The sequence below is a fragment of the Geodermatophilus sp. URMC 63 genome, from assembly GCF_053502565.1.
Genome location: NZ_CP199956.1, coordinates 2,547,777 through 2,574,706, shown reverse-complemented (window position 1 = coordinate 2,574,706; position 26,930 = coordinate 2,547,777). Strand labels below are relative to the sequence as shown.

The 26,930-nt window shown below is 71.3% G+C and carries 27 protein-coding genes; 11 read left to right on the top strand and 16 right to left on the bottom strand.

From position 1 onward, the window contains the following. Window positions 1–157 precede the first annotated feature (157 nt). Window positions 158–3,820 (bottom strand): MobF family relaxase, encoded by a 3,663-nt coding sequence (mobF, locus tag ACWIZO_RS12550; RefSeq protein WP_448642946.1) that lies wholly within the window; start codon window positions 3,818–3,820, stop codon window positions 158–160. A 699-nt stretch (window positions 3,821–4,519) separates the two neighbouring features. On the opposite strand from mobF, the gene ACWIZO_RS12545 reads away from it, so the two are divergent. Continuing rightward, window positions 4,520–5,323, top strand: coding sequence for a transposase family protein (locus ACWIZO_RS12545; protein WP_448642945.1), 804 nt, complete (start codon window positions 4,520–4,522; stop codon window positions 5,321–5,323). Between the two features lie 91 nt (window positions 5,324–5,414). On the opposite strand, the gene ACWIZO_RS12540 is transcribed toward ACWIZO_RS12545, so the two are convergent. From ACWIZO_RS12540 to ACWIZO_RS12510, 7 genes are all read right to left on the bottom strand, one after another. Next, window positions 5,415–6,068: a hypothetical protein gene (locus ACWIZO_RS12540; RefSeq protein ID WP_448642764.1), complete on the bottom strand. Its 654-nt coding sequence runs from the start codon at window positions 6,066–6,068 to the stop codon at window positions 5,415–5,417. A gap of 285 nt (window positions 6,069–6,353) precedes the next feature. Continuing rightward, window positions 6,354–7,229 carry a hypothetical protein gene (locus tag ACWIZO_RS12535; RefSeq protein ID WP_448642763.1) on the bottom strand — a complete coding sequence of 292 codons (876 nt, stop codon included), beginning with the start codon at window positions 7,227–7,229 and terminating at the stop codon, window positions 6,354–6,356. Window positions 7,230–7,336: 107 nt separating this feature from the next. Further along, the gene (locus tag ACWIZO_RS12530) at window positions 7,337–8,164 is read right to left on the bottom strand and encodes a transposase family protein (RefSeq protein ID WP_448642944.1); all 828 of its coding nucleotides are present in this window, start codon (window positions 8,162–8,164) and stop codon (window positions 7,337–7,339) included. 1,451 nt (window positions 8,165–9,615) lie between these two features. Further along, a complete protein-coding gene (locus tag ACWIZO_RS12525; protein ID WP_448642762.1) occupies window positions 9,616–9,960 on the bottom strand; it encodes a DUF732 domain-containing protein in 345 nt (114 codons plus the stop codon). Then, window positions 9,953–10,234 carry a DUF732 domain-containing protein gene (locus tag ACWIZO_RS12520; protein ID WP_448642761.1) on the bottom strand — a complete coding sequence of 94 codons (282 nt, stop codon included), beginning with the start codon at window positions 10,232–10,234 and terminating at the stop codon, window positions 9,953–9,955. Before ACWIZO_RS12520 ends, ACWIZO_RS12525 begins: the two co-directional genes overlap by 8 nt. 189 nt (window positions 10,235–10,423) lie before the next feature. Beyond that, entirely contained in the window at window positions 10,424–11,467 is a 1,044-nt protein-coding gene (locus ACWIZO_RS12515; protein WP_448642943.1) for an IS110 family transposase, read from the bottom strand. Window positions 11,468–11,962: 495 nt separating this feature from the next. Beyond that, on the bottom strand, window positions 11,963–12,478 hold the full coding sequence (locus ACWIZO_RS12510; protein ID WP_448642760.1) for a hypothetical protein: 516 nt from the start codon (window positions 12,476–12,478) through the stop codon (window positions 11,963–11,965). A gap of 263 nt (window positions 12,479–12,741) precedes the next feature. On the opposite strand from ACWIZO_RS12510, the gene ACWIZO_RS12505 reads away from it, so the two are divergent. Both ACWIZO_RS12505 and ACWIZO_RS12500 read left to right on the top strand, forming a co-directional pair. Beyond that, a complete protein-coding gene (locus ACWIZO_RS12505; protein ID WP_448642759.1) occupies window positions 12,742–12,984 on the top strand; it encodes a FitA-like ribbon-helix-helix domain-containing protein in 243 nt (80 codons plus the stop codon). Further along, a complete protein-coding gene (locus ACWIZO_RS12500) occupies window positions 12,981–13,394 on the top strand; it encodes a type II toxin-antitoxin system VapC family toxin (RefSeq protein ID WP_448642758.1) in 414 nt (137 codons plus the stop codon). The genes ACWIZO_RS12505 and ACWIZO_RS12500 overlap by 4 nt, the downstream gene beginning before the upstream one ends. A 290-nt stretch (window positions 13,395–13,684) precedes the next feature. On the opposite strand, the gene ACWIZO_RS12495 is transcribed toward ACWIZO_RS12500, so the two are convergent. The 7 genes from ACWIZO_RS12495 to ACWIZO_RS12465 form a co-directional block, all read right to left on the bottom strand. Next, window positions 13,685–13,969, bottom strand: coding sequence for an OsmC family protein (locus ACWIZO_RS12495; RefSeq protein WP_448642757.1), 285 nt, complete (start codon window positions 13,967–13,969; stop codon window positions 13,685–13,687). 141 nt (window positions 13,970–14,110) lie between these two features. Next, window positions 14,111–14,338 carry a hypothetical protein gene (locus ACWIZO_RS12490; RefSeq protein ID WP_448642756.1) on the bottom strand — a complete coding sequence of 76 codons (228 nt, stop codon included), beginning with the start codon at window positions 14,336–14,338 and terminating at the stop codon, window positions 14,111–14,113. Between the two features lie 150 nt (window positions 14,339–14,488). Beyond that, a complete protein-coding gene (locus ACWIZO_RS12485; RefSeq protein ID WP_448642755.1) occupies window positions 14,489–15,241 on the bottom strand; it encodes an SDR family NAD(P)-dependent oxidoreductase in 753 nt (250 codons plus the stop codon). Between the two features lie 29 nt (window positions 15,242–15,270). After that, complete coding sequence (locus ACWIZO_RS12480) at window positions 15,271–16,050, bottom strand: SDR family NAD(P)-dependent oxidoreductase (protein ID WP_448642754.1); 780 nt, start codon at window positions 16,048–16,050, stop codon at window positions 15,271–15,273. Further along, complete coding sequence (locus tag ACWIZO_RS12475) at window positions 16,047–17,387, bottom strand: MFS transporter (RefSeq protein ID WP_448642753.1); 1,341 nt, start codon at window positions 17,385–17,387, stop codon at window positions 16,047–16,049. Before ACWIZO_RS12475 ends, ACWIZO_RS12480 begins: the two co-directional genes overlap by 4 nt. A gap of 25 nt (window positions 17,388–17,412) precedes the next feature. Then, window positions 17,413–18,300 carry a polysaccharide deacetylase family protein gene (locus tag ACWIZO_RS12470; RefSeq protein ID WP_448642752.1) on the bottom strand — a complete coding sequence of 296 codons (888 nt, stop codon included), beginning with the start codon at window positions 18,298–18,300 and terminating at the stop codon, window positions 17,413–17,415. Between the two features lie 10 nt (window positions 18,301–18,310). Then, a complete protein-coding gene (locus ACWIZO_RS12465) occupies window positions 18,311–19,303 on the bottom strand; it encodes an asparaginase (RefSeq protein WP_448642751.1) in 993 nt (330 codons plus the stop codon). Window positions 19,304–19,737: 434 nt separating this feature from the next. Here ACWIZO_RS12465 and pxpA point away from each other — a divergent pair, with 434 nt between their 5' ends. The 7 genes from pxpA to ACWIZO_RS12430 are packed head-to-tail and all read left to right on the top strand — an operon-like array spanning window position 19,738 to window position 25,043. Then, window positions 19,738–20,502, top strand: coding sequence for a 5-oxoprolinase subunit PxpA (gene pxpA, locus ACWIZO_RS12460; protein ID WP_448642750.1), 765 nt, complete (start codon window positions 19,738–19,740; stop codon window positions 20,500–20,502). After that, window positions 20,502–20,747: an acetyl-CoA carboxylase gene (locus ACWIZO_RS12455; RefSeq protein ID WP_446758998.1), complete on the top strand. Its 246-nt coding sequence runs from the start codon at window positions 20,502–20,504 to the stop codon at window positions 20,745–20,747. Before pxpA ends, ACWIZO_RS12455 begins: the two co-directional genes overlap by 1 nt. A gap of 3 nt (window positions 20,748–20,750) precedes the next feature. Continuing rightward, window positions 20,751–22,115 carry an acetyl-CoA carboxylase biotin carboxylase subunit gene (locus ACWIZO_RS12450; RefSeq protein ID WP_448642749.1) on the top strand — a complete coding sequence of 455 codons (1,365 nt, stop codon included), beginning with the start codon at window positions 20,751–20,753 and terminating at the stop codon, window positions 22,113–22,115. After that, window positions 22,112–23,023: a 5-oxoprolinase subunit B family protein gene (locus ACWIZO_RS12445; RefSeq protein WP_448642748.1), complete on the top strand. Its 912-nt coding sequence runs from the start codon at window positions 22,112–22,114 to the stop codon at window positions 23,021–23,023. The genes ACWIZO_RS12450 and ACWIZO_RS12445 overlap by 4 nt, the downstream gene beginning before the upstream one ends. Next, window positions 23,013–23,978, top strand: coding sequence for a 5-oxoprolinase subunit C family protein (locus tag ACWIZO_RS12440; RefSeq protein ID WP_448642747.1), 966 nt, complete (start codon window positions 23,013–23,015; stop codon window positions 23,976–23,978). Before ACWIZO_RS12445 ends, ACWIZO_RS12440 begins: the two co-directional genes overlap by 11 nt. Before the next feature lie 58 nt (window positions 23,979–24,036). Beyond that, window positions 24,037–24,207, top strand: coding sequence for a hypothetical protein (locus tag ACWIZO_RS12435; protein ID WP_448642746.1), 171 nt, complete (start codon window positions 24,037–24,039; stop codon window positions 24,205–24,207). Next, the gene (locus ACWIZO_RS12430; RefSeq protein WP_448642745.1) at window positions 24,168–25,043 is read left to right on the top strand and encodes an alpha/beta fold hydrolase; all 876 of its coding nucleotides are present in this window, start codon (window positions 24,168–24,170) and stop codon (window positions 25,041–25,043) included. The genes ACWIZO_RS12435 and ACWIZO_RS12430 overlap by 40 nt, the downstream gene beginning before the upstream one ends. A 229-nt stretch (window positions 25,044–25,272) precedes the next feature. Here the strand turns inward: ACWIZO_RS12430 and ACWIZO_RS12425 are convergent, their stop codons facing one another. Then, window positions 25,273–26,079 carry a hypothetical protein gene (locus ACWIZO_RS12425; RefSeq protein WP_448642744.1) on the bottom strand — a complete coding sequence of 269 codons (807 nt, stop codon included), beginning with the start codon at window positions 26,077–26,079 and terminating at the stop codon, window positions 25,273–25,275. 199 nt (window positions 26,080–26,278) lie between these two features. Here ACWIZO_RS12425 and ACWIZO_RS12420 point away from each other — a divergent pair, with 199 nt between their 5' ends. Further along, window positions 26,279–26,926, top strand: a complete 648-nt coding sequence (locus tag ACWIZO_RS12420; protein ID WP_448642743.1) for an RNA polymerase sigma factor — start codon at window positions 26,279–26,281, stop codon at window positions 26,924–26,926. Window positions 26,927–26,930 lie beyond the last annotated feature (4 nt).

Below are 26,930 nucleotides of genomic sequence, written 5' to 3'. Positions count from 1 at the left end.
CATCACCCGGCGCCGGGACCGGCGCCGGGTCATGGCGTCCGGGTGGCTGGCTTCGGCGGTGGCCCGCCCGTGGTCGGCGGGTCCTGCAGTGGTCCTTCAGTTCTCCTGCAGTGCCCGCTCACCCGGCCGGTCGCGGTCCGGTGGCGACCAGCCCGGCTCACCGCCCCACGCATGGGGTGACATCCCGCGCGCTCCGTGGCCCGTAGCGCTCGACCTCGGGCCGCGGGACACCCGCCGGGTAGCCAGCCGGCCCAGGCGTGACAGCCGGGCGCTGCTGCTGCTCGGCGGCGTAGCGGGCGCGCCAGGCGTCGCGGGCTGCGGCGAGCCGGTCGAGCGACTGACCGAGGAGAGCCAGCTTGACCCGCAGGTCGGCGATGCGCGCCTGTGCATCGGCCAGCTCGCCCCGGGCGGTGGCGGCAAAGCCCTCGAAGCGGGCCAGCGACCCGGCCGGGTCGGATGTGAAGGCCAGCGGCCCGAGCGGGGCCAGCCGCTCGGTGTACCGACGGTGGGCGTCGGTCAGGGCGGCCTGGGCCTGTTCGCCGGCCAGGACGGCGGCCTGGGCGGTGGCGCGCAGCCCGGCGCGGTCGGGGTGGTCTCGTTCGGCGGCGCGGTGGGCGGTGGCGTCGAATGCCCGCCACAGCGCCGGCCGGTCGTCGAACCGGTCGGCCACCCGCGCCAGCTGCTCGGGATCCGTGGGCAGGTCGGGCAGGTGGAGGCGCCACCGGTCGGCCCAGCCGGCCAACTGCTCCCCGGCCCGGGCAACGGGTGCGCGCTTGAGCCCCAGCCAGCCGGGCCCATCGAGCACCACCCGGGCGGCGGCGCGGGCGGCGCCGCGCTCAACGTCCCAGGCAGCGAGCAGGCCGTCGCGAACCTGGCTGGCCTGCTCGGCGAGGACGGCATCGGCGGCCTCGGCATCCTGGATCGCTTGCTGGGCGGCCATAGCCGCCTGCCGGTGCTCAGCCTCCAGTCGTGCCAGCTCGCCACCCTGCGTGGCCTGTAGCGCCACGGCCTGGCGCAGGTCCTCGCACCAGGGCTGCAGGACGGCCAGCCGGTCCAGGCTGCGCTGCTCGACCGTCCAGACCTGCTGCAGGTCGGCCAGCACCTGTTCCAGTGGGCGGGGAGTGGCGTATCGGGCGGCCTCGGCGGCAGCCAGGTCGGCGGCGTGGGCGGGTCCGAGGTCGGCGCGGTCCCGGGCGAACACGGCGATCCACTGGTCCCGCGCCTCGGTCAGGTCGGGGGCGACCAGGTGGGCGGTGTTGGCGGTGCGGCCGCGGGTCATCCCGACATAGGCGGCCGCCGCGCCGGTGTGCTCGCCGACCATTAGGTGTCCGGTCGACACGGTGTCACCCTGCGTGCCATGTGCGGTGGAGGCGTAGGCCAGCTCGACGTGTGAGGTGACGTAGCCGGCGGGCAGCACCCGCTGCCCTGCCTCCGGTGGGGTGACATGGCCAGGAGCGGTGCCGGTCGGGGTGACACGGGCAGCGACAGCGCCTCTTGGGGTGACCTCGGTCGGGACGACGGCCAGATCCCCGTCGCAGCCGACGGCGACGACGGTCCAGGTGTCGCGGTTGGCCACGCCGAGGTCGCGGTCGTTGCGGCGGGTGGCGATCCGGTCCCCGACCCCGATCCGCTGCCCTGCCCCGGTGACCGCGACCCGGGTGTCGTCGACGCGGCCGTCGGCGACCAGCCGCTCGCGGATGGCGTCGCCCAGTTCGGTGGCCTGCTCGCGGGTGTCGACCACCACGGCCACTCGCTCACCGTCGCGGTGATGGGCGGCGGCGGCTGTGGCCAGTGCCGCCTGCAGCGCCGCCGGGTCGGCGTGCACGCGGATCTGGCCGCGGGCGGCCAAGGCGTCGAACACCGCGCTCGGCTCCTCGCCGGTGCGCATGGTCAGGGTCAGGTCGGCGTACTCGGTGTCCGGGGTCGTGCGGCCGGCGTCGGTGCGAGTGAACCGGTGCACCGCATCCAGGGTCAGGTGGCTGGCCGGGTCGACCTGGCGCACGGCCAGGTCCAGCACGCCTCCGCGGCCGACCGCGGCCAGCTGGTGCCGGTCGCCGAGCAGCGCCAGCCGGGCGCCGGCCTCGTCGGCGACGGTCAGCAGCGCGCGGGCGGTGTCCTGGTCGAGCATCCCGGCCTCGTCCACCACCAGCAGGTCACCTGCGCCCAGGCGCGCCGCCTCCCGCGGGCCGGCGTAGGGCACGCCGGTGACCGGATCGACCTCGCCGAGGGACAGTCGGGTCCAGGCGCCGTGGTCGCTCCAGCGCCAGCCGTGCTGATAGGCCAGCCCCGCGGCAGACCCTGTGAGGGTGCCGACCTCGAGGAAGGCGACCTTGGCCGCCTTGAGGGTGGGGGTGACGACCACCAGCCGGCGTCCCCGCACCTCAAGTAGGGCGCGGGTGGCGGCCAGGGTGGTGGTCTTGCCCGCCCCGGCCGCACCCTCGAGCACCACCAGCGGCCGGTCCCCGGCCAGTGCTGCGACCGCCGCCGCCTGCCCGGCATCCAGCCGTCCGCGCACCGCGTCCGGCAGCTCCGGCTCAGGGTCTCGCCGCTTGTCGGCGTGGGCCGGGGTGCTGCGGGCGGCCAACCGGGCGGTCAGGTCGGCCTCGACGTCGAGCACCGGCTGGGAGGTCCAGGCCCGGATGTGCTCCGGGACGCCGGCTCCGTCCCGGTCCAGCAGTGGCACGCACCGGCCCATGGCCCGGGCGGTGAGGTCCTCGGCCAGCTCGATACGCACGCCGGCATCGACGACGACCCCGGCGGCGGCGATCAGCTCCTCCACCTGCCCGCGGACGTCGGCGGCATTCCACGCCGACCGGGCGGCCGCCAGCCGGGCCAGCACCCGCTCGGCCGCACCGTCGCGGTCCACCCCGCCCACGGGCGTCGGGGCCAGGGCGACCGGTCGCCCTGGGTCGCGGTAGCCCAGAGCCGCCAACTCGCCCATCCACCGGGCGGTCAGATCGGTGCCCGGTCGTGGGGTGACCTTGTCCGGGCGGCCCTCGGCCCACGCCCGGGCGTCCCAGGTCCGCCGCAGCCCCGGCCCTGGGACCTCGCTGGGATGCGCGGCCGTCCACTCCCGCTCGTAGCGGTCGGCGTTGCGGCCGATCTGCGCTGCGCGGGCGCTGAACGCCGCAGCGTAGGCGGCCAGCTCCGGTACATCTCCAGTCGCGTCCACGGTGTAGCCGTGGCTTGCCAGCGCGGCCCGAAACTGCGGATCGGTGGCCACCGCTGCGTGCCCGATGCCGTTGATCGCAGAGAGGAAATCGCGCACCCCGACGGTGTGCAGCCCCCGCCACCGGCCGGCGGCGAACACCCGGGCGTTGATCTGCAGGTGCAGATGCCGGTGCGGATCGCCGGCCCGGGAGGTGTAGTGCCGCACCGTCACCGCCTCCAGGCGCTCGACCGGCACTTGCACCTGCCCGCCGCGCGGGCCGACGCGGGTGGTGGCGTGCTGCGAGAGCCAGCCGATGATCTGGGCGGCGGCACGGTCCTGGGCGGCGTCGTAGGCGGCGGCGATGTCCGGGTGCAGGGCGGCGGCCAGCGACCAGGACTTCGGCCCGTTGACGATCACCTCGATGAACCGCACCGCGCGGTCGTCGGTGCGCAGCCGACCGCGCGCGGTTCCGGTGTCGGGGTCGGTGCCGGCGACCCACGCCTGGTAGCCGTCCCCGGCCAGCGACGCCAGCTCGGCCACCCGGCCGTCGCCGGCGGTGTAGCGACGGGCGAGCCCGGTGCCTTCGATCAGGTAGTAGTCATCGGCTCGACCCCGGCCGGCCTCCACGTAACGGCGGGCCGCTGCTGGCGCACCGGCGTAGATCTTCATTCCGCCGCGCATTTATCAACGCCACCCAACAATGACCAACACGCCACCCCCAGAAACGGCGATGGGCCCCGCGAAGCGGGGCCCGGACTACCGCTATTGGTAGCATGCGTGCCGTTCTCTAGTGAAGACTTGGGCATGCGGCGAAGGGCTAAGATTTGTGGTCACGAAGTCGTCTTAGCAGTTATGCCGTTGGTCGTTTATGGCGATTGTTGATTGCATGCAGGATGGCTTCTGCCTGGTGACTGCTGCTGACGACCAGCTCCGCGATGCACCGGTTCGCGTCATGCAGCAGCACCCTGCGACACGCTGGAGTGGGTGTCGAGCGGCTGGCGGACGACGCAGTCTTGTCGGCAAGGCGGGTGTCCCGCTTGCCCTCCCCCTGCGGGAAGGTTCAGCGGGTGGGTCTTATGGGACGGCAGCCGGGGGGCATGTGCCCTGTCCCGGGTGACGTCCCCAGAAGTGGTGTAGCTGGTCGGAGGTCCTGAGCTCGTCGGCGAAGAGCTGGCGTGCGAGGGGCCACCGCGTGGATGTTCTGCGTGTTCCCTCCAAGGTTCACTGAGGTTTTCTCACCGGGTTTGACGGCGTAATTGCTGGTAGCAGATGTCGGTGCTGGCCAGCGAACTGCGGGTGGAGGAAGCGAACTCCCGGGGTCAGGGTGGTCTCGCCAAAGACCCCACTCCTCTTCCCCGGGAGCTCGCCGTGTCTCATCGTGCCCGCTTGGACGTGCCCGTACCGGTCTGGAAGGCGGTGACCGGATGGATTGCGCGGATTCGTCGCCGTCCCGGTGCTCGGCCGTGGCAGCGGGCCGCTTCGGTGCACGCCCAGGTGGTGCTCGTGCTGCGCTGGCTGCGTCACCGCGTGGACCTGCACACCCTCGCCCGCGAGGCCGGCATCAGCGACGCCACCGCCTACCGCTATCTGCATGAAAGTCTCGAGGAGATCGCCGCCCACGCCCCCGACCTGCATGAGGTCATTGAAAAGGCACACGGGACCGGCGTGCCCTTCCTCTGCCTGGACGACACGCTGGTGCCCACCGACCGCGTCGCTGCGCGCGCCGAGGCCGGCCACGACCTGTGGTACTCCGGCAAGCACCCCCGCCACGGCGGCACGGTCCAGGTGCTCGCCGACCCCGGCGGCTTCCCGCTGTGGGTCTCGGCGGTGCGGCCCGGCTCGGTCCACGACCTGACCGCCGCCCGGGAGCTGGCGCTCCCCGCGCTCTATCCGCATGCCGCCCGCGGACTGCCCGTGCTGGCCGACAAGGGCTACACCGGCGCGGGCCTCGGCGTGCACGTCCCGGTCCACCATCAGCCCGAGGGGCCGCTGCACGTCGACAACCGCTGCTACAACCAGTTGATCACCGCGCTGCGGGCACCCACCGAACGCAGCAACGCCCTGCTCGGCCGCTGGCGAGCCCTCGACCGCGTCACCCTGTGCCCTCAGCGCATCAGTGCAACAGCTGCCGCCGCGCTCGTCCTGACCTCACTCGACCGCGGAATGAGGTGATAAAACCTTAATAACACCTTAGCGGAGAACTCTCACGGTTCCATCGATTAGGGAAGGGGGCACATACCGTAACCGCCCACCTGCGCAACCTTCAATCCGCATCAAGCTCGGTGCGAGCCTCCTGCATGAAGCTTGCCATCCGGTCGTCGAAATCGCGCAGTTCGCCCGCCACATAATCAGTGTCGTTGAACCTAAGACTCTCCCGCTGGAGGACTATCGTCTCGTCGTCCCGAGACTCTACGACATAACTGTTTGACTGGGGAGGATTCAGGCATACTGCCGCACGCTCTGTAGTGCTTGCGGTGCAGTAGGCATGCCGCAAATACTCGAATGCCAAGCTCAACGAGTTGGTGATGTTCTGTGCTGCCACCACCACATCGGCACTCGCGAGCAGCCCGACCTTGCGGTGCGTAGTAGCTACTTCTGTTATGTGCGTCGATAGCGCGGTGATCTCTGACTCCGACAGTACCGGTGCAGGCGGAAGCGGCTTGGGATCCAAGTACACCGGGTCGTCCGATGGAAGCTCTTGCCCGTTGAGGTAGTAGGACCCTGGGACGTAAGGCCTTAAGGCATTAAAGGCCGACTGTGCGGTGTCTAGGTACTCCGCATAGGCGGTCCCACGGGACGTCCGAGTGAACTCATCACGCGAGCGCTTGTCGTCACTGCTGGTCGTTAGCAGAGTCACGAAGAGTACCGACGCAGCACCAATTATACCCGCCATAAGTCCTGCAAGGGCATTGAGCATGCTCGACCGCCATGTGACGCTGCGGTCCTGCGCCTTTTCTGGGTCAGGTGGGGAGGGCCGTCGCGGCCGCGCCTGTCCCGCTACCGGTCGTTGGGACGACGGGCGACTTGCCGGTCTGCCATTCGTCGGCGCCATAAGCGCATGCTACAGGACGACGCCGACGTTACACCGAAACCGGCGCCTCCTGCTATTCTATAGGCACATGTTAATGCCAATCGTGAAGATCAACCCGGCCTAGTAGTCAGGGACACCCACCTAGAGACCGGGAGACATCTCCCGGTCTTTTTATGGCTCCGCAGCCTGTGATGCCTGCGATTCGCTGGCCTCCTGATCGGCAGTGCTTGGTTCGGTTCCAGCCGGCTCCGCCCCTCGCCTGTCCTTCTTCCGCTTCTGGAAGAAAGCTGTGACGCCGAAGGCGCCCAGGATTGCTACGAGACTGGTGGCTGCACCCTGCAGCGACGTCAGAAACGCCAACGTGTTCGCCCATGCCCTTCCAGCCCAGTAGCTGAAGGTGCCTTCGACGTGGACGGTGACTTCCACGCGCTCGTTCTGCTCTAGCAGTTCCTCGTTGGAGGCATCGAGGATGCTCAGGACGAGGGAGATCTTGTAGTCGCCAGGCTTGTTGGGGCGGAGCTCCCACGCCCAGCTGGCGCTATCCTTTTCCTCAATGACCTGGTTTACATCGGATATGGGGGCGACCTCGCCAGGGAAGAGCCGCGCTGCCAGTCGGAGCTGCGCCTCGCCCCCCACTACAGCTTCCAGGGTCGCCTGCCCCGGCCGCTGACGCATCTCCTCCAGCCAGGCGCTGTACTCGGTGGACAGCCGGGCGAACTCTTGGCCATCCCCGCTTTCTTGCGCCCGCGCAAGGGCCGACAGCAACTCAGTTCCCTCTTTCTGCAGGCGCTCCATCTCAGCGCTTGCCGCCTTCGTGTCACACGCACCCAAGTTGAGCGATGCATCCAGGATCACGCTCTCGCCCGGTTCGGTGTACAGTTCGGCGTTGTGCCTTAAGCACACTTCCCTTTCAGTTGGCGAAATGTCATCCGGCGCGTAAAGCGGCCATGCTAAAGTGAGGACAGTCGCCGATCCGGCGGCCGCCACTAGTGCCGCTATTTGGTATTTCCTCTGCACCCGCCCATTTGGATCGCTATTGCTGGCCATGCATCTCCCCCTGGCGTAACCGTGGCGGGCAGTCTACTAGACGGCGAGTCGCTGCGGCTTCGTTTGGGTTTTCCCCGCTAAATTGCTACAGTTAGAGTGAGGTCTTCTCACCTGTTTCCGCGGTCGAGTGAGGTCAGCACCAATGCGGCGGCGGCAATTGCGCCGATGCGCTGCGGGCTGACGGTAACCCGGTCGAGGGCCCGCCAGCGGCCGAGCAGGGCGTGACCGCGTTCGGCGGGTGCGCGCAGTGCGGTGATCGGGGAGTTGTAGCAGCGGTTGTCGATGTGCAGCGGCCCGTCGGGGTGGTGGCGGACCGGGGTGTGCACGCCGAGGCCCGCGCCGGTGTAGCCCTTGTCGGCCAGCACCGGCAACCCCCGGGCAGCGTGGGGATAGAGCGCAGGCAGGACGAGTTCGCGAGCCGCGGTGAGGTCATGTGTCGAGCCGGGGCGGACGTCGGAGACCCACAGCGGGAAGCCGCCGGGGTCGCACAGCACCTGCACGCTGCCGCCGAAGGCGTGGTGCTTGCCGGAGTACCACAGGTGATGGCCGCGCTCGGCGCGGGCGGCGACCCGGTCGGTCGGGACGAGTGTGCCGTCCAGGCACAAGAAGGGCAGCTCGCTGCGGCGGGCGCGGGTCAGCACGTCGGCCAGGTCGGGCGCGTGCCCGGCGATCACGTCGAGTGCCTCGTGCAGATAGCGGTAGGCGGTGGCGATGCTCAGCCCCGCCTTGCCGGCCATGGTGCGCACGTCGAGGCGGTGGCGTAGCGAGCGCAGAACCAGCACGACCTGGGTGTGCACCGTCCCGGCGCGCTGCGCCGGACGCGACCCCGGTCGACGCCGGCGGCGGGCGATCCAGCCGGTCACCGCCTTCAACGCCGTCGCGGACACGTCGAGGCTGGCACGATGAGATACAGCGGGCTCCCGGGAAGTGGCGATCGGCCTTTGGCGAGACGATCTTCACCTCGAGAGCCCGCGCCCTGTTCTGCGACCCCGGCCGCGACCAGCGACAACATCAATCAAGCCGTCAAAGCTGATGAGAGAACCTCACTGGTGCTGTAGCAGGAAACCCCTGGTCAGAGCGCCATTAGCGCCCTGACCAGGGGAGGGTCACACCAAGGTGCTCAGCTGAGGGAGTCCGTGTGCAGCGGCCGCGACCGCGGTGACCGCCAGGATCCCGTCCGCGACCGAGCCGGTCGTAAGCGTGACCGACACGACGACGGCGGCCCCCACGCTGAACCTGAACGGCCGGTCCCACCTGGGCGTTTGTGAGTCAGCTGAGTCATTTCTGGCGCAGCGGTCGTTGCCCAAGCTTGGGCGTCGGTGTTTCATGAGCGACGTCTCCTTACCCACCCGGTAGTCGAGACGAAGGACGGGTCTCCGGTGGCAGCCGGGGACCCGTTCTGCTGTCTGCAGCGGGACCCATGACCCGTCGAACGCCTGTTCTTACAGCGGTGTATCTCACCGCCGCTGGGAGCGTATGGCGGCCCATGTCAGGTGGTCCAACACCGCTGTGGGGTGCGTTCTGCACAACCTGTGGACAAGTTGGTGGAAAACCTGTGCCGCCCTGTGCGGAATAGGGGGACATTGAGGCCCGTCAAGTCCACAGCCTGCGTTGTCACCTGCGGGTTTCCCGACGGACCCTGGGGACATAAGAAAGTCGAGCATGCCCTGCACTCGGGCGTGTCGTCTCGCTGCCGGCGTCACGTGAAATCTGACAGAGCGGATCGGCCGTCACGTCCCCGCCGCTTAGAAGGCCTGTAGGAGTCGGCACTCCTTGAGCGGGCAGGCAGCGCCGCGGACAGCCCGCCCTGCCGACCAGGAGACGGGGATGCGGGAGTCTCAGGCGGGTGCAGCCCTAGCGGTAGTGACCGGGGAAGCTGGTCAAGCGGCTGACGGCTGAATTGCCGTCGATGCCCCGACGCCCGCGCACTCCTGGCCGCTCCCCATAACCGGCTTTTACCCGGCTGCAGCGGACCGGGGAAGGGTGGGCCGCAGGCCCATCCCGCAGGGACGCGCAGCAACCTTCCGGCGACCCGCTGTAGCCGGCACCCTCGGCCGGCTGTGGAGCGGCTCGCCGCCACCCGAGGACGGTTCACATGGGCCAGGGATCGCGCTGTCCCAGTCCGCAGAGTCCACAAAAAGTCCGCAACTCACCCGACATTGACCGTCGCCAGCCCATGAGGCTCAACGGCATATCCGCAGCTTAAGCGCATCTTTCATCGATCATCGCATGCAGCCGAACACCCCGGGTCAGTTCTGGGTCCTCGAGCCGCGGACGTCCCGGCTCTGATCGAGACGGAGGTTCGCCCTAAAGGCGGCCTCAGGGACACGGAGGCGTCCAGGCGCGTACTTGACCGGAGCGGTCGGCGTGTGGATTTCGGTCGGCCTCAGGCGTACTCGGGGCAGTAGGCCAAGGCTGATACGGCAACAAAACTTGTCGCCCGATCTTGCTGCACGCCAAGGTCCGCGATGTAAAGAATCGCGTCAACGGGGTCTTGGCCGTCCTCCATCATTCTGCACACGTCCTTGGCGGCGGAGATCGCCGCATCTTGACGCTGAGAGGTGGCATCGGGCTCAATCAAACTCTCCCCCCTCAAGGCATCTAGGAAGATTCGGTCCCGATCTGAGAAGGTGTTAGTCGAGGCGCAGCCACCGAGCACCGCAATTGATAGCGAGATCATGATCTTGCCAACCCTCGACGCGTCGGACTTCCTGCGCTCAAGGTCACTCATGGCTGGGGCAACGCGCCAGCACGGCATGGCCGACAAAATCATAGGCCGTGTCGAAGGGCAAACCCGAGTCCTGCATGGAACGGACCGCGTCCATCTGAGACCTGCCGCTGGCCAACATGCCGCACACTATGTCGGCCATCTTCACGATATCCGAGTCAGAGAGCCAGATATCATGCTCGTGAGCACTGTCGATCAGCTCTGATTCTGCTGACGAGCACCCTGCCACCGAAAGGGCGGCAGTGATGATTAGAAGAACAGTCTTGAGGACACGCACTACCGAGTCATACGGTATGCGACGGCAACAGTAAAGGAGCCATACCCATCCGAGCGACTCTGGCGTGCGTTCGTGACTCTCCTTGACCAGGCTCGATCACCCCGGCTGGGCTTGTCGCAAGCCTGCGCTGTCCGAAGAGGCAGATCGACCCATTGCCTACGCGTGTCTCTTAGTGGGATGCTCCTACTGTCAAATCGCGACTGGCGAAGGCATCGCGTTGAAGATTTCGCGTGCCACGTAGCGCTTGAGACAGCGGATCGCTTCGGTCTTGGTCTTGCCCTCGGCTTGACGTCGGGCGAGGTACTGCCTGGTGCGTTCGTCGCAGGCGAGGCGGACGATCACGATGCGCCAGAGGGCGGCGTTGGCGTTGCGATCTCCGCCCCGGTTGAGGCGGTGCCGGTTGGTCTTGCCGCTGCTGGCCGGGATCGGATTGCTGCCGCACAGTGCCGCGAACGCCGCCTCGGAGGCCATCCGGTGCGGGTTGTCGCCGGCGGTCATCAGCAATGCCGAGGCGACGGCCGGACCGACGCCGGTGGTGGCGACCAGCTTCGGTGCGACGTCGGCGGTGATGCGGTGCAGTCGCTTCGTGACGACAGCGAGCTGCTCGTCCAGATGCAGGACGCGCTGGGCCAACTCGCGCAGAGCGAGTCTGGTCATGGCCTTGAGGCTGTCGTCGTCAGCGGCGATCCGGAAGCCTGCGCAGGTCGCTAGCAGGTCCTTACGCGTGAGCGGCCGCAGCCGGGCGCGCAGCTCCTCCGGTGCGGTGACCAGCAGCTGGTGGATCTGGTTGAGCGCCTGCGTGCGGGCCTTGTTCCCGCTGCGCTGCACGGCCGTCAGGGTCCGCAGCGCCTCGACCGGCCCGTCGTGACTTTTGGGCGTGCCGGTGACCTCACCGGACAGGACGGCGCGGGCCGCGGCGATCGCGTCGACGACGTCGGTCTTGCCGTAGCGGCGGCGGACCTGCCGGTTCGGCCGCGCCACCTCCATCACCTCGACCCCAGCGCCGGTCAGGTGCCGGGCGAGTGCGGCCCCGTAACTGCCGGTGCCCTCGACGCCGACCTTGTCGAGGCGGCCGTGCTGACGTAACCACGCGAGCAGCTGCCGGTAGCCGGCCACAGTCGTGGGAAACGCGTGCGTGCCCAACACCCGACCCAGCTGATCCAGCGCGGCCGCGACGTGCAGGTCCTGGTGGGTGTCAACGCCGCCGGTGACGATGACGTCGTTCGCTGTCAGAGTGGTCAAGGTCCGTCCTTCTCGCTCGCATCGAGTGGGGCGGGCACGGCGCGAGCTGACGGTCGGACAGGACAGGGACGGGCCTGTTGCAGCAGGCTCCTACTAGGTCACTTCCACCAGCGGCCGGGCCAAGGCGTTCCCCGCCCGGCCGACGGATCCCACTCAAGGCAACAGGTTCGCGCCAGCCGCTATTGGAGTCAGGCCGGGCGGGAGAACGTCGCCATCCAACATCCCTGCCGCTGGGGGACACCACCGCCGGGCTCGCGCGAGGGATGGCGGTGCCGCTGCTCTGCGCCTCCTGGCCAGGCGGCGTTGTTAGAGGGCGGGGGCGGCGGAGATGTGCGGCCCTTAGCGGAGTCGGCAAGCCCACCAGTCCCCAGGCAACGACCCAGGCGGCCGGGCACCGAGCGCCGGCCTTACAGTCCGCAGAAAGTCCGCAAGATGCCCGTATCCCATCATCGGGAGCCAACCGCCTTCCGCACCCATAAACGCAGGTCAGAGCGCTGACTCGGGTCGTCCGCGCAGGTCAGCGGCGCACCCGCCAATCATGTCGGGGATGACCACGTGCAGCCGCGACCCGTCGGGCAGCATCGCGTCGACGAACGGCGTGGACATGTCGATCCGCCGTCCGGAGGTGCGCAGCATCCGCTCCACCAGGTCGGCCAGCTGCCCGGCGCTGAGGATGGTCGTGGTCAGCTCGCTGCGGCCGCGGCGGGCCACGAACACCCGGCCGGGCTCGTTGACCCAGACCTCCTCGACCTCGGGGTCGTCGAGGTGGCGCTGCAGCGGGCCGAAGCCAGCCACCCGGTCGAGCACGTCGCGCACGACGGCGTCGGGGTCGCCGATCGGCGGCAGCGCCGAGGTCAGCGACCGCTCGGAGTAGTCGGCGACCACGTCGCGGACCAGCACCCGCACCGGCGCGGGGTCGGTGAACGGATCGAGCCCGCGGCGCCGGATGAGCTCGCGCACCTCGCCGTCGACGACGTCGAGAGCGCTCGTTCCAGTCGGCACCGCACCCCCGTCTCACCGCCCGACCCCGTTCGGGACGACGGGACTGTAGGAGGACGGCGCCGTCCCTCGGGACCACCGTCAGCCGATCTGTGGACAGCGCGTGCCCGACCCCACGCCGTCTCCACCCGAGCGGGTGACCACCGGGGCGGGCATCGCAGCCACCGCACCGACCTGCGTACTCGTCCGCGGACGGCGGAGGAGACGCCCGGAGCGAAGACCGTGTGGTGCATCCACCCTGGCGCTGTCAGCGCTAGTCTGCATGCATGGCGACGATCCAGATCCGGGACGTCCCGGACGACGTCCACCGGACCTACCGCCGGCGCGCCGCCGAGGCAGGCAAGAGCCTGCAGGAGTTCCTCCTGACCGAGCTCGTCGAGGGCGCCCGGGCGCAGACCCCGGCCGAGGTGGTCGCGGAGGTCCGGGCACAGCTGGAGCGCAGCGCCGGTGGGGGGTTCAGCACCTCGTCCTCGGCCGACGTCGTCCGCGCCGACCGCGACAGTCGGTGAGGGTCCTCGACGCCTCCGTGGTCATCGATGCCATGGCCGTCGCCGGGCCCGCCGGCGATCGCGCGCGGCAGCTCGTCGCCGAGGAGCCGTGGCTGCACCTGCCGGCGGTGGCCGGTGCGGAGATCACCTCGGCGCTGCGGAGCATGGCGCTCCGCGGCGCGCTGAGCGCCGGTGACGCCCGCGTGGCCGCGGTGCGCGCATCACGGCTGCGCGCGCGGCGCCATCCGTTCGAGCCGTTCCTCGCGCGCGTGTGGGAGCTGCGCGAGAACGTGACCGTGTACGACGCGTGCTACGTCGCGCTGGCCGAGTCGCTCGGTGTCCCCCTGGTCACCGCGGACGAGCGGCTGCGTCGCGCCGACGGTCCACGCTGCGAGGTCCTCAGCACCGAGGAGGCCCTCGCGGGCAGGTGACCGTGGCAGCGCGGGCGACGACGCCGGCCGGCGATCGGATCCGTCCCGGCGACCGCCCGGTGGTGTCGGCGTCGCCGACCTCCCGCGACAGGGACCGTGCTCGGCGACCGGGTCGTCCTCCGGGCGCCGAGCCGTGGACGGTCGGAGCGCACTCCGCCGACGACGACCGGCCGCCCCGACGGGGTGGGGTCCGGGCTCGGTCGTGCTCTGCCCACAGGTGTGGGCAGAGCACGACTGCGCGGAGGGGAGACCGCCCTCCGTCCCCGCGACGGGCCCACCGCCGCGCCAGGTCACCCGGCGCGGCGGACGGTGAGGTGCGGTGACCGGGCCAGCGTCTGCGCCACCACGCAGTACCGCTCGGTGAGCTCCCCCAGCCGGGCCAGGGTGGCGTCGTCGGCGTCGGTGGAGGGGTGCAGCCCCGCACGAACCGGCCCGGACCACGTCTGCACGGTGGCGGTGATGCCCGGGTCGGAGAAGTCCGCCTCCGCGGACATCTGCGCACGGGCCGATGCCGGCTCGTCGCGGTAGCGCTGCTTGAGCGGGGCCTGCAGCTCGCGCAGCTGAGCGGCGTCCATCCCGGCCTCCTGGTCCTCTCGGGACCTCCATGCTCACGACCTGCCGCCCGTCCCGCGACCGGGCGCACCCGTCCGCCGAGCCGCAGACGCCGCGCGACGGTGCGTCGACCACCCGGCCGTGCCGGCCGGTAGGGCCAGAGGTCAGCGGTGCACGTGGGCGATCAGCGCCGCCACCAGCTCGTCCGCACCCGGGCGGGGGGCAGCGGGGTCGCCCGGTGGCCCGAGCAGCTGCTCGAGCGGCGCACCGGCGGGCTCTGCCCGGTCGTCGACGAGCTCCCGTGCCACCAGGGCGGCGACCAGCGTCTCGACGTCGTCGAACACCTCCCGCCGGCCGGTGCGGGAGGCCAGCACCCACCGGTCCCCGAACACGGAGAGTCCAGCCCGGGGCCCGGCGCGGTGCCGGAGTTCCTTCAGGACGGCGGACCTCCCCCCGTGCAGGTTGAGGTGCGCGGTGGTCGGCGAGACCGCGCGGCCACCGGGACAGCCGGCGCACACGGGCGCTCCTCCCCCCGGGCGGGCCTACGGCATCACGTCGCCGCTGTTGGGGCCCAGCGTCTGCCCGGTGTAGAGGTCGCCGCCGGGTGAGGAGGCCAGCAGCAGCGCCGTGGGCGCGACCTCGGAGGCCTGGCCGAAGCGGCCGATGGGCAGCTCGGCCTGCTTGGCGGCCTTCCACTCCTCGGACAGTCCCTCGATCAGGGGCGTGACGATGGGGCCCGGGGCAATGGCGTTGACGAGGATGCCGTGCTCGGCCAGCTCCAGGGCCAGGGCCTTGGTCATGCCGATCACCCCGGCCTTGGCTGCGACGTAGTGCGTCAGGCCGGTGCCGCCCTTGATGCCGAGCTGCGAGGCGATGTTGATGATCCGCCCGCCGCCGCGCTGCACCATGTGCGGCGCCGCCCAGCGGACGGCCAGGAACACGGCCTTGAGGTCGACCGCGAGGACCCGGTCGAACGTCTCCTCGGTCATCTCCAGCAGCGGTGTCTCGTCGAGGATGCCGGCGGAGTTGACGAGGACGTCGATCCCGCCGAGCTCGTCCACGATCCGGTCCATCGCCGCCCGGACGGCCGCGCCGTCGGTGACGTCCACGGCCAGCGCCGTGGCCCGGCGACCGGAGCTCCGGCACTGCTCGGCGACGGCCGTCGCCTTCGGTTCGTCCCGGTCCAGCACGGCCACGTCGGCGCCCTCCTCGGCGAAGAGGACGGCGATGGCCGCGCCGATCCCGCCGCCGCCGCCGATGACGACGGCGGCCTTGCCCGTGAGTTGCCCGTCCATGTCGTCCTCTCCCCGGGTCGCTGCCGCGCTCAGCTGGGCCAGCGGACGGTCAGGCCGCCGTCGACGATGAGCTGCTGCCCCGTGACGTAGGCCGAGTCGTCGCTGGTCAGGAACCGGATGGCGCGGGCGGCCTCGTCGACGTCGCCCACGCGGCCCCACGGGATGAGGGAGCCGGCGGCGTCGAGGCCCTCCCGGCCCAGCGAGTTGACCGCGTCCAGGGACTGCGGGCTCTCGATCAGTCCCGGGATGACGGTGTTGACCCGGATCCTCCGGGGTGCGAGCTCCACGGCCAGCGACCGGCACAGGCCGAGCAGGCCGGCCTTCGCCGCCGCGTAGTGGGAGTGCTCCTCCCAGCCGTAGACGCCGCCGGCGATCGAGGAGGTCGCGACCATCGCCCCGCCCTGGGTCATCCGCGTGCTGCAGGAGCGGAAGACGCGCAGGACCCCCGAGAGGTCGACGGCCATCATGTCGTCCCACGCCTCGTCGGTCATGTCCGCCAGGGGCGCCCGGCGCAGGATGCCGGCCGCGGCCACCGCGATGTCGAGCCGGCCGTGCTCGTCGAGCGCGGTCTGCGCGAGCGCCTCGGTGTCGGCGAAGCTGCGCACGTCCATGGGCACGGCCGTGCAGCGCCCGCCGACGGCCTCCACGGCGCGGACGGTGTCGGTCGCGTCGTGGGGGTCCGCCGGCAGGTAGCCGATCACGCTGTGCGCACCGGCCCGGGCGTAGGCGACCGCCAGGGCCCGGCCGATCCCGCTGCCGCCGCCGGAGACGACGGCGACCTTCCCCTCGAGCCCGTCGTCGCGGTTCACGCGAACACCGTCGACTTCTGGTGGGCGTCGTGGATCGTGCGCGTCCCTGCCATGCACAGCGCCGAGACGAGCAGGCCGCCGGTGCCGGTGATGATGGCGGCCACGCCGGTGTCCACGCCCGCGGTGAGCAGGATGGTGAGCAGGCCCGAGCCGGCGATGCCGCCCAGCGGTGCCATCACGTGGGCCACGTTCGCGCCCATGCCGCGCACCTGGGGCGGGAAGGACTCGCCCATGTAGAACAGCAGCGCCGCGTAGGGGCCGGTGAGGAAGAACAGCGTCATCGCGTACAGCGGGATGATGAACGCCGCGTTGCCGGGACCCAGCAGCATCACCAGGCTGACCAGGCCCCCGGCGATCCAGCCGAGGACCACGGTCCACTTGCGGCCCATCCTGTCGCCCAGCCACCCGTGGAAGACGTACCCCACGAAGCCCACCGCGTTGGAGAGCACCAGGATGATGAGGGCGTTGTCGAAGGACACGTCCTTGGCCTCGACCAGGATCGTGGTGCCCAGGACCGAGAAGACCTGGATCGAGAACCAGTTGAAGAACCACGCCAGGGACAGGCAGGTCGTGTGCCGGCGCAGCTCCGGTGTGAAGACGTCCTTGACGCCGGTGGCGTGGTGGGCGGCCTCCTCCAGGTCGTGCTCGGCAGCGAGGGCGTGGGCGCCGGCGGTGTCACCGGTGGCGCGGCGCCGCCGGACCTCCTGCATGGCGGCGAAGGTCGGCGACTCGGGCAGGCGGGTCGCGAGGAGCACGACGACGATCGACAGGACCGCGGCGACGACGAAGGACCAGCGCCAGCCGATGAGCGGCAGGGTCAGCGCCGACAGGCCGGCGGAGACCAGCGCGCCGACCGGCCAGCCGCCCTGGACGAGCGAGTACATGAGGCCCTTGCTCTTGGCTTCCTTGTAGATCTCGTTGAGGTAGACGGCGTTGACGACCTCCTCCGACATGGAGAAGCCGGAGAAGGACCGGATGATGACCAGGCTCACGGCCCCGACCGCGGCACCGGTGAACCCGGACGCCACCGCACCGCCGAGCATGAGCACGATCAGGGCCCGCTTGCGGCCCATCTTGTCGATGATCGTGCCCACGGCGAGGGCGATGATGAAGACGCCGATCGTGGCGTAGGTGTTGATCGCGGCGGACTCGGCGACCGACCAGCCGAACTCCTCGGCGATCACGGGCAGGAGGGTGCCGAAGAGGGTGAAGTCGTAGACCGACGCCACCCAGGCGATGAAGCAGACGACCGACACCTGCCGGATCGTCCGGGCGGTGATCTGGACGTTCCAGGGCTCGACCCGGGGGGACGTCGCGGTGGGGCGCGAAGCGGACATGGCTGTGCTCCTCTGCAGCGGCAGGTCAACCGGCCTTGCGCGGACTGCGGGCGGCGAAGTCGCGGGCGACGTCCTCCATGGAGGCGAACTCGACACCGTCGTGGCCCTGGATGTGGTCGAGGAGGCGCTCGAGCATGAGCAGGTTCTGCGGGTGCCCGGAGACGTCGGGGTGGATGGTGATGGGGAAGACTGCGTAGTCCATCTCCCGGTGGACCCAGTCGAACTGGTCCTTCCACAGCTGCTCGATGTCCCGCGGGCTGACGAAGCCGTGGCTGTTGGGGCTGGACTTGATGAACATCATCGGCGGCAGGTCGTCGAGGTACCACGACGCCGGGATCTCGATGAGGTCGGTCTCCTCGCCGCGCACGAGCGGTTTCATCCAGTCCCGGGCGGACGCCGCCTCGTAGTCGATCTTCGTCCAGGTGTCGCCGACCCGCACGTAGTAGGGCGTGTGGTCGTCGTGCATCAGCGAGTGGTCGTAGAGGAACCCGCGCTCCAGGAGGATCTCGTTCGTGACCGCCGAGAACTCCCACCACGGCGCCACGTAGCCGACCGGTCGCTTGCCCGAGCGCCGCTCGATGAGGTCGGTGCAGTAGTCGAGGATCTCGGTCTCCTGCTGGCGGGTCATCGCGATCGGGTTCTCGTGGCTGTAGCCGTGCACCCCGATCTCGTGGCCGGCGGCGACGACCTCGTCGAACTGCTGCGGGAACGTCTCCACCGAGTGGCCGGGCCAGAACCAGGTGACCGGCATGTCCCGCCGCTGGGCGAGCTGGAGCAGGCGGGGCACACCGATCTCGCCGGCGAACAGGCCGCGGGAGATGTCCCCCGGCGAGTCCTCCCCGCCGTAGGAGCCCAGCCAGCCGCCGACGGCGTCGACGTCGATCCCGACGGACACGTAGATCCTCTTGGGCACGGTGCCTCCTTCATGGGTGGGTGGGACGGACGCCGTCGGCGTGGGCCAGGAACGCCGCGGGCAGCTCGGCGGCCGGGGTGCCGTGGGAGAGCAGGAGGGCGGCGAGGATGCGCGCCTGGAAGGGGTTGAGGTCCCCGGACGGGACGGCCCCGGCCGCGACCAGGTCGGTGCCGCCGCCGTTGCCGTAGCGCGGGACGACGGGCCCCCAGGGCGTCCGGGTGCCGAGGACCACCGCGCACCCGCTCCCGACGGCCTGCGCGACGGCCTCGGCGAAGCCGGGGCCGGCGTTGCCCACACCGGTGCCGGCCAGCACGACCGCCTGGGCGCCGGACCGCACAGCGAACTGCAGGAGGTCCGGTGTGGCGCCCGGGTACACGGTGACGACCTCCACCCGGGTGGTGTCGAACGCGGCCATCGGCGGGGGCAGCGGCGGGTGGCGCCGGGGGGTCGCGGTGACGACGAGCCGGCTGCCCACCACGTGGGCGACCTCCGCACCTCCCTGGAACGGGTTGGCGGCGGTGGTGTGCGCCTTGCGGGCGCCGCGGGCGGAGCGCACCGTCCCGTTGAAGGAGATCAGCACGCCGCTGTCGCGCAGGTCCGGCGACGCCGCGGCCAGCACCGCCTCCTCGACGTTGCGGGGACCGTCGGGCGCCGGGCTGTCGGCCGGCTGCTGGGCCCCGGTGAACACCACGGTCTTCGGCGAGCTGTGCACCAGGTCCAACAGGAACGCCGTCTCCTCCAGGGTGTCGGTGCCGTGGGTGACCACCACGCCGTCGACGTCCGGGTCCTGCAGCGCCTCCTGCGCCGCCTCGGCGATCAGCCGCAGGTCGCCGAGGCCGAGCCGGTAGCTGTTCGTCCGGAGGACGTCCCGGGCCGAGACCCGCAGCTGCCCGTACGCGCCGGAGGCCAGGTCGGCCGCCGCGTCGGTGGCCACGGACCCGGCGTCCCCACTGCCGCGCGACGCGATGGTCCCGCCCGTGCCGAGCAGTTGGACGTGCGCCACGTCCGCCTCCTCCCCGTCGAGCGGTCCGCCCCCTGTGGGGAAAGACCCTTCGGCGGACGAATGCCGCACAATGCATTTGCAGAAGGTGTGCACGTGCAGGTTGGGCGGTCGCACTTTCGTGCGCAACACGGAAAGGAGAAATGACCCTGCGTCACAGTCCTGGAACGGGGAGGAATGGCGGGCGTGGTCACCGCCCGGTGGCCGCCGCGGCCGGCGACCACGGAGCCGACCGGCTCCCGACGGGGCCCGGTCCGGGACGAGCCGCAGGTCGCGGGCGACCGGGACGTCCCGCCGAGTGGTGGCTGGAACGGGAGCCTGCTTTCATGACAACCCCGTAACGGGGCGACGACGCGGCCACTACCTCGTTACGGGTTGCCGGCCTCGCGACGACGGCCCGTTCCTCCCCGTCGGGCCCTCCCCGAGATGAGGAGACGATGATCCCCAGCATCAACTCCGACATCGGCGAGTCGTTCGGGATCCACTCCTTCGGGAACGACGAGCGACTGCTGCCGCTGATCGACACCGCCAACGTGGCCTGCGGCTTCCACGCCGGCGACCCGGTCGGCATCCACGAGGTCGTCGCGCGAGCGGGAGCGGCCGGGGTCTCCGTGGGGGCGCACCCCGGGCTGCCCGACCCGGTCGGGTTCGGCCGCCGGGAGATGAAGCTGCTCCCGGAGGAGGTCCGGGACATCGTCCTGTACCAGGTGGGGGCGCTGTCGGGCTTCCTCGCCGCCGAGGGGCTCGTCCTGGACCACGTCAAGCCGCACGGCTCGCTCTACGGCATGGTGGCCCGCGACGAGCAGCTCATGGACGCCGTGTGCGACGTCGCGGTCCAGTACGGCGTCCCGGTCTACGGCATGGCCGGGACCGCCCACGAGACGGTCGCCGAGCGCCGCGGCGTGGACTTCGTCTCCGAGTTCTACGTGGACCTGGGGTACCGCGCCGACGGGTCCCTGATCATCGCGCGCCGGCCGTCGGCGACCCCGCCGGAGGTCGCCGCCGCGCGGGCCCGCCTGGCCCTGTCGGAGGGGGTCGCCGAGGCCGACACCGGCGAGCGCGTCCCCGTCCGCGTGCAGAGCATCTGCGTGCACTCCGACACCCCGAACGCCGTGGACGTGGCCACCGCCGTGCGCCAGGTCCTCGACGACACCACCACCGGCACGACCACCGGCCCCACCCCCAGCGAGAGGACCCGATGATGGCCGAGCACACGGTCCTGTCCCCCCTGCCAGGGGTCTTCTACCGCAGCCCGTCACCCGCCGAGCCGCCGTTCGTGGAGATCGGGTCCGCGGTCACCGCCGACCAGACGATCGGACTGGTCGAGATCATGAAGCAGTTCGCCGAGGTCAAGGCCGGGGTGGACGGGAGCCTCACCGGCTTCACCGTGGAGAACCAGGCGACGGTCGGCCCCGGGGACCCGATCGCGACCATCGACGCGGGCTGACCGGTGCGCAAGCTCCTCGTCGCCAACCGCGGCGAGATCGCCATCCGGGTCATCCGGGCCGCGCGGGAGCTGGGCATCCCCACCGTCGCGGTCTGCAGCGAGCCCGACGTGGAGGCGCTGCACGCCCGCGCCGCCGACGAGCGGGTGGTGATCGGACCGGCCGCGGCGGCGCGCAGCTACCTGGACGTCGACGCCGTCCTGGGCGCCGCGGCGGAGGTGGGCGCGGACGCCGTCCACCCGGGCTACGGCTTCCTCTCCGAGCGGGCCGAGTTCGCCGAGCGCCTCGAGCAGGCCGGGATCACCTTCGTCGGGCCGTCGACCGAGGCGATCCGCCTCATGGGGGACAAGGCGCTGGCCCGCTCCACGGCCGCCTCCGCCGGGGTCCCGACCGTGCCCGGCTCCGACGGCGCGGTCGCGGACGTGGCGGAGGCCCTCGACGTCGCGGCCGGGATCGGCTACCCGGTCGCGGTCAAGGCCGCCGCCGGTGGCGGCGGCCGGGGGATCCGGATCGTGGGGACGCCGGAGGAGCTCCGGACGGCGGTCCCGGCGGCCCAGGCCGAGGCCACCGCGGCCTTCGGGCACGGCGAGGTCTACCTCGAGCGGTTCGTCGAGCACGCGCACCACGTGGAGGTGCAGGTCTTCGGCGACGGCTCCCGGTTCCTGCACCTGGGTGAGCGCGAGTGCTCGCTGCAGCGCCGCAGGCAGAAGATGCTCGAGGAGGCCCCCTCCCCGAGCATCTCCGAGGCGGTGCGGGAGGCGATGACCGCCGCGGCGGTCCGGCTCGCCGCCGAGGTCTCCTACCGCGGCGCCGGCACCGTCGAGTTCCTCTACGACCCCGACCACTCCGACTTCTTCTTCATCGAGATGAACACCCGGATCCAGGTCGAGCACCCCATCACCGAGATGGTCACCGGCCGCGACCTGGTGCGCGAGCAGCTGAGCGTCGCGGCCGGGGACCCGCTGTCGTTCACCCAGGAGGACGTGGAGTTCCGCGGGCACTCCATCGAGATGCGCCTGAACGCCGAGGACCCCGCGCTGCAGTTCCTGCCGAGTCCGGGAGCGCTCGAGGTGATGCGGATGCCGGCGGGCCCCTTCGTGCGCGTCGACTCCGGCTACGAACAGGGCACCGCGGTCAGCCCCTACTACGACTCGCTGCTGGCCAAGGTCGTCGTCTGGGACGAGGACCGTCCGCGGGCGCTCGCGCGCGCCCGCCGGGCGCTCGACGAGGTGCACGTCGTCGGGGTGCAGACGACCGCACCGTTCCTGCGCCGGGTCCTCGACCTCCCGGAGGTGGTCGAGGGCCGCTACCACTCCACCTTCCTGGAGGCCTGGATGGCCGACGGCGCCCCGACCCGGGAGACGGCATGAGCACCTCGACCGACGCGCCCGGCGCCCCGACGGGCAGCCGCTATTCGTGGGGCGGCGACGAGCACCTCGTCGTGCAGGTGTCGGAGGAGATGAGCCTCGAGGCCAACTCCACCGTGGTGGCGGTGACCGACCTCCTGCGGCAGCGCCGGCTCGACGGGGTCGTCGACGTCTGCCCGGCGAACGCCTCCTTCCTCATCCGGTTCGACCCCGACGTCCTGGCTCCGGCCGACCTCGAGGCCGCGGTCCGCGGGGCGGAGGCGGAGGTGGCGCACGCCCCGTCCCTGACGCTGGAGACGCGGGTCGTGGAGGTGCCGGTCTGGTACGCCGACCCCTGGACCACCGAGACCGGTGGGCGGTTCCGCGACCGGCACCAGCGGCCCGAGGGCACCGACCTGGAGTTCGCCGCGGCGGAGAACGGGCTGTCCTCGGTGCAGGAGTTCATCGACCGGCACTCGGGCGCCCCGTGGATCACCTCGATGGTCGGGTTCGTCGCCGGCCTGCCGTTCCTGTTCCAGATGGTGTCGCGGGACCGGCAGCTGCAGGTGCCCAAGTACCTGCGGCCCCGAACCGACACCCCACCGCTCACCGTGGGGCACGGCGGGTGCTTCGCCTGCATCTACTCCGTCCGCGGCGCCGGGGGCTACCAGATGTTCGGTGTCACGCCGGCGCCCATCTTCGACCCCGCCCAGACGCTGCCGGACTTCGCCGACTTCATGGTGTTCTTCCGTCCCGGCGACATCGTGAAGTTCCGGCCGGTCGACGAGGACGAGTACCACCGGATCCGCGAGGAGGTGTCGGCCGGCCGCTTCCGGTTCCGGCAGCAGCCCTTCCGCTTCAGCCTCGACGAGTTCCACGCCGACCCCGACGCGTACAACCGCACGGTCCTGGAGGTCCTCGATGGCGGTTGAGGTCGTCGCGCCCGGCCTGGGCTGCACCGTGCAGGACCAGGGCCGACTCGGCCACTACGACGTCGGGATCCCGCCGTCCGGGGCCCTCGACCTGTTCTCCGCGCTCGCCGCCAACCTCCTGGTGGGCAACGACGAGGGGGCCGGCGTCCTCGAGGCGGCGTACATGGGACCGCAGCTGCGCTTCACGGCCCCGGCCGTCGTCGCCGTCACCGGCGCCACCATGCCGGTCACGGTCGGCGGGCAGCCGGTGCCCCAGTGGGAGTCCGTCGACGTCGCGGCCGGTGACCTCCTGGAATTCGGGATCCTGCAGCAGGGGGCGCGGGTCTACATCGCCGTGGCCGGTGGCGTCGACGTGCCCGTGGTCCTCGGCAGCCGGTCGACCTACGCGCTCGGCGGCTTCGGCGGCTTCGCCGGACGCGCGGTGCAGGCGGGGGACGTGCTGGAGGTGGGGGCGGGGTCCGGCCGCGCCGGTCGGCGGGTGCCCGAGCACCTGCGCCCCACGCTGGCCCGGGACCAGGAGCTGCGCACGGTGCTGGGCCTCTACGACCACCGGCTGACCGACCGCGGCCTGGCCACGCTCCTGGAGACCACCTGGACGCTGACGCCGGTGGCCGACCGCATCGGCTTCCGCTACAGCGGCGGCGAGCTGGAGTGGCGACCGCGGGAGCAGCCCTTCGGGGCCGGGTCGGACCCGTCGAACATCGTGGACGCCGGGTACCCGCTGGGGTCCATCCAGGTACCGGGCGGCGTGGAGCCGATCATCCTGCACCGCGACGCCGTCTCGGGCGGCGGTTACGCGATGGTCGGCACGGTGGTCAGCGCCGACCTCGACACGGTGGCCCAGTCCTCTCCCGGGACGCGGACCCGGTTCCGTCCGGTGTCGCTCGCCGAGGCGCTGGAGGCGCGCGCCGACCGCCGTCGGCGGGTGGAGGACCTGCGGGCCGCACTGGGATGAGCGACGGCCGACGCGACCGTCGGCCGCCCACCCCCTGAGCGAGCGAAGGAGAACGGCCGTGGAGCACGAGGTGTTCGACCTGGGCGAGTTCGCCCTGCAGAAGGGTTCTGTCCTTCCCGACGCGAAGCTGGGCTACACGACGCTGGGCCGGCTGAACGAGGCCCGCGACAACGTCGTCGTCTGCCCGACGTGGTTCACCGCCACGCCCTCCGACACGGCCGCTGGCTGACCGGACCGGACCGGGCGCTGGACCCGGAGCGGTACTTCATCGTCGTGCCCAACCACTTCGGCGCCGCGGTGTCGTCCTCACCCAGCAACACCCCGCCGCCCTTCGACAGGGGGCGGTTCCCGCACGTCACCACGTACGACAACATCGTGGCCCAGCACCGCCTGCTGACCGAGCGGTTCGGGGTGGAGCGCGTCCGCCTGGTGAGCAGCTGGTCCATGGGGGCCTGCCAGACCTACGCCTGGGGCGCCCTGCACCCGGCGATGGTCACCGCCATCGCCCCCATCTCCGGGTCGGCGCGGACGGCCAACTTCAACAAGGTCTTCCTCGCCGGCAACATCCGCGCGATCACGTCGGACCCGGACTGGAACGACGGCTTCTACGGCGACAAGCTGCCCATCCGGGGCGTCAAGGCCATGGCCGCTCTCCACGCCGGGTGGGGCTTCTCCGAGGCGTTCTACCGCCAGGAGGTGTTCCGCTCGTTCGGCGCCGGCACGGTGGAGGAGTTCATCGACTACTTCTGGGACGCCTTCTTCGTCACGTGCGACGCCAACGACCTCCTCGCGCAGATGTGGACGTGGTGGCACAACGACCTCGGGGACCACCCGACCTCCGGCGGCGACTTCGAGGCCGCGCTGGGTGCCATCCGCGCGCGGACGATCATCCTCAACGCCGAGACCGACTCGTACTTCCCTCCGGTGGACAGCGAGTACGAGGCACGCCACATCCCCGGGGCGGAGTCCCGCCCGATCCCGACGATCTGGGGACACCTGGCCCCGTTCAACCCGGAGGACCAGCAGTTCATCGACGCCGTGCTCCGGGAGCTGCTCGAGGACTGATGCCGGCCGGCCCCGGACGGGGGGCCGGCGGGTCGGGGTCGGTGCGCCGTCGTGCTCTGCCCACAGGTGTGGGCAGAGCACGACCGGCCGTGCAGGACCTGTCGGGCGCCGTCCGCGCGGACTGCTCGGGGGCGGTACGCCCCGTCCCTCGGAGAGCACGCCCGCGGTCGGCCCGAGGGCACGAACGGCTCGGCTCGACGGGCGCCGGCGCTGACGGCAGGCCCGCCGGTCAGGGCCGGCGGGTCGTGGCCTCGGGGTTGAGGAACAGACCGGGCAGCAGCATGTGGATGGCCCCGACGAGCACGTTGTCCCCCGAGGACAGCGCCGCGGCCGACCCCGTCACCCGGGCGCGCAGCCGGGCGCCCTCCGCGGCGGCGTGGAAGACCTCCGCGACGTCGTGCCAGGTGTACTCCGGGCGCAGCTGCAGACCGAAGCGGCAGGCGAGCCGCTCGTAGGTGGCCGCCCAGTAGGCGATCCACTGCTCGTGCTGGGCCTTGAGGAAGGTCTGCACCAGCGGGTGGTTGGGGAGGGCCACCCAGACGACCGTCCGGAGGCTCCAGAGCTGGTCGCCCAGGGTCACGACCATCACCCGCTCGACCAGCCGGCGGACGAGCTCGGCGAAGGGCAGGTCCGCGGGGAGTCCCTGCGCGGCCAGGGACAGGTCGTGGATGGAGTGCTCGACCAGGGCCGGGCGCATCAGGTAGGCGATGAGGTCCTCGGTGTAGCGGCTCTTGTACCGCCAGCGGTCCCGGAACATCCCGACGGTCAGCATCCTGGGGTGCTCCCGGTGGGCGTCCTCGTGCTCCGCGCGCTCGATCAGCCGGGCCTGGGACAACCCGGCGAACAGGCGGGTGCCGGCGTCGTGGTCGTCCATCAGGTCGGGGCCCCGGTGGTCGAGCAGGTCGTCGCAGAGCAGCAGCAGCCCGACGTCGAGGAAGGCGCGCGTCTCCGGGCTGTTCGCGATCTTCGCGCGCGTGACCGGGCGGGCATCGGCCGCCACGTTCGTCAACACCGCCGACAGGTCGTCCTCGGGCATCGGCTTCCCCCGGGTGCCACAGGAGCTGGACCTCCAGCCTAGGACCTCCAGCGCTGGAGGTGTCGCGGTCGCGCCCCGGGGAGTGCGCGCCCGGCCCGGTGTCCCCGTGTGCGCCCGCCGCCCCTGATGGGCTTGGACCTGCCGTGCCGGCCCGCTCGACAGTCGTCCCACCAGCGAACGGCCGCCACGGAGGACCGACATGTCCGCACTCCACGACCGCCCCGACACGCTCTGCCCGGACGGGTACGGGCAGCCCGACCTGTCGACGCTCGTCGAGGCCGCCCGGCGCGGCGAGCCCAGCGCCTGGCAGGGGCTCGTGCAGCGGTTCGGCCCGCTCGTGCGCGCGATCACCAGCAGGTACCGGCTCGGCGAGCACGACGCCGAGGACGTCGCCCAGGTGATCTGGCTGCGCCTGGTGGAGCACCTCCACGAGCTGCGCGAGCCGCTCGCGCTGCCCGGCTGGATCGCGACGACGGCACGCCACGAGAGCCTCCGCCTGGCCCGCGGCCGCGAGCGGACGCTGCCGGTCGACCCGCTGGACGACGCGGCGCAGGCCTTCCCCGGGCAGGACCCCGACGTCGACGCCGACCTGCTGCAGGCCGAGCAGGTCGAGGCGGTGCGGGAGGGTCTGGCCGACCTGCCGGCGGCGCAGCGGGACCTGCTGCTGCTCCTCGCCGCCGACCCTCCCCTCAGCTACCGGGAGATCAGCGCCCGGCTGGGGATGCCGGTCGGCAGCATCGGCCCGACCCGGGCCCGCACCCTGGCCCGCCTGGAGGCGACGCCGTCGCTGCGCCGCTACCTGGGGTCGGGCCGGCGGCGCGGCGTCCGCCGGCCGTGCGCGGCGTGAGGGT

What these genes read in the sequence shown, in the direction of transcription:
- ACWIZO_RS12540 (WP_448642764.1), bottom strand. Translation starts at nt 6,068, where the DNA reads ATGCTCAATGCCCTTGCAGGACTTATGGCGGGTATAATTGGTGCTGCG.
- ACWIZO_RS12445 (WP_448642748.1), top strand. Translation starts at nt 22,112, where the DNA reads ATGAGCACCTCGACCGACGCGCCCGGCGCCCCGACGGGCAGCCGCTAT.
- ACWIZO_RS12475 (WP_448642753.1), bottom strand. Translation starts at nt 17,387, where the DNA reads ATGTCCGCTTCGCGCCCCACCGCGACGTCCCCCCGGGTCGAGCCCTGG.
- mobF (WP_448642946.1), bottom strand. Translation starts at nt 3,820, where the DNA reads ATGAAGATCTACGCCGGTGCGCCAGCAGCGGCCCGCCGTTACGTGGAG.
- ACWIZO_RS12485 (WP_448642755.1), bottom strand. Translation starts at nt 15,241, where the DNA reads ATGGACGGGCAACTCACGGGCAAGGCCGCCGTCGTCATCGGCGGCGGC.
- pxpA (WP_448642750.1), top strand. Translation starts at nt 19,738, where the DNA reads ATGATCCCCAGCATCAACTCCGACATCGGCGAGTCGTTCGGGATCCAC.
- ACWIZO_RS12425 (WP_448642744.1), bottom strand. Translation starts at nt 26,079, where the DNA reads ATGCCCGAGGACGACCTGTCGGCGGTGTTGACGAACGTGGCGGCCGAT.
- ACWIZO_RS12420 (WP_448642743.1), top strand. Translation starts at nt 26,279, where the DNA reads ATGTCCGCACTCCACGACCGCCCCGACACGCTCTGCCCGGACGGGTAC.
- ACWIZO_RS12505 (WP_448642759.1), top strand. Translation starts at nt 12,742, where the DNA reads ATGGCGACGATCCAGATCCGGGACGTCCCGGACGACGTCCACCGGACC.
- ACWIZO_RS12455 (WP_446758998.1), top strand. Translation starts at nt 20,502, where the DNA reads ATGGCCGAGCACACGGTCCTGTCCCCCCTGCCAGGGGTCTTCTACCGC.
- ACWIZO_RS12495 (WP_448642757.1), bottom strand. Translation starts at nt 13,969, where the DNA reads ATGGACGCCGCTCAGCTGCGCGAGCTGCAGGCCCCGCTCAAGCAGCGC.
- ACWIZO_RS12525 (WP_448642762.1), bottom strand. Translation starts at nt 9,960, where the DNA reads ATGAGTGACCTTGAGCGCAGGAAGTCCGACGCGTCGAGGGTTGGCAAG.
- ACWIZO_RS12535 (WP_448642763.1), bottom strand. Translation starts at nt 7,229, where the DNA reads ATGGCCAGCAATAGCGATCCAAATGGGCGGGTGCAGAGGAAATACCAA.
- ACWIZO_RS12440 (WP_448642747.1), top strand. Translation starts at nt 23,013, where the DNA reads ATGGCGGTTGAGGTCGTCGCGCCCGGCCTGGGCTGCACCGTGCAGGAC.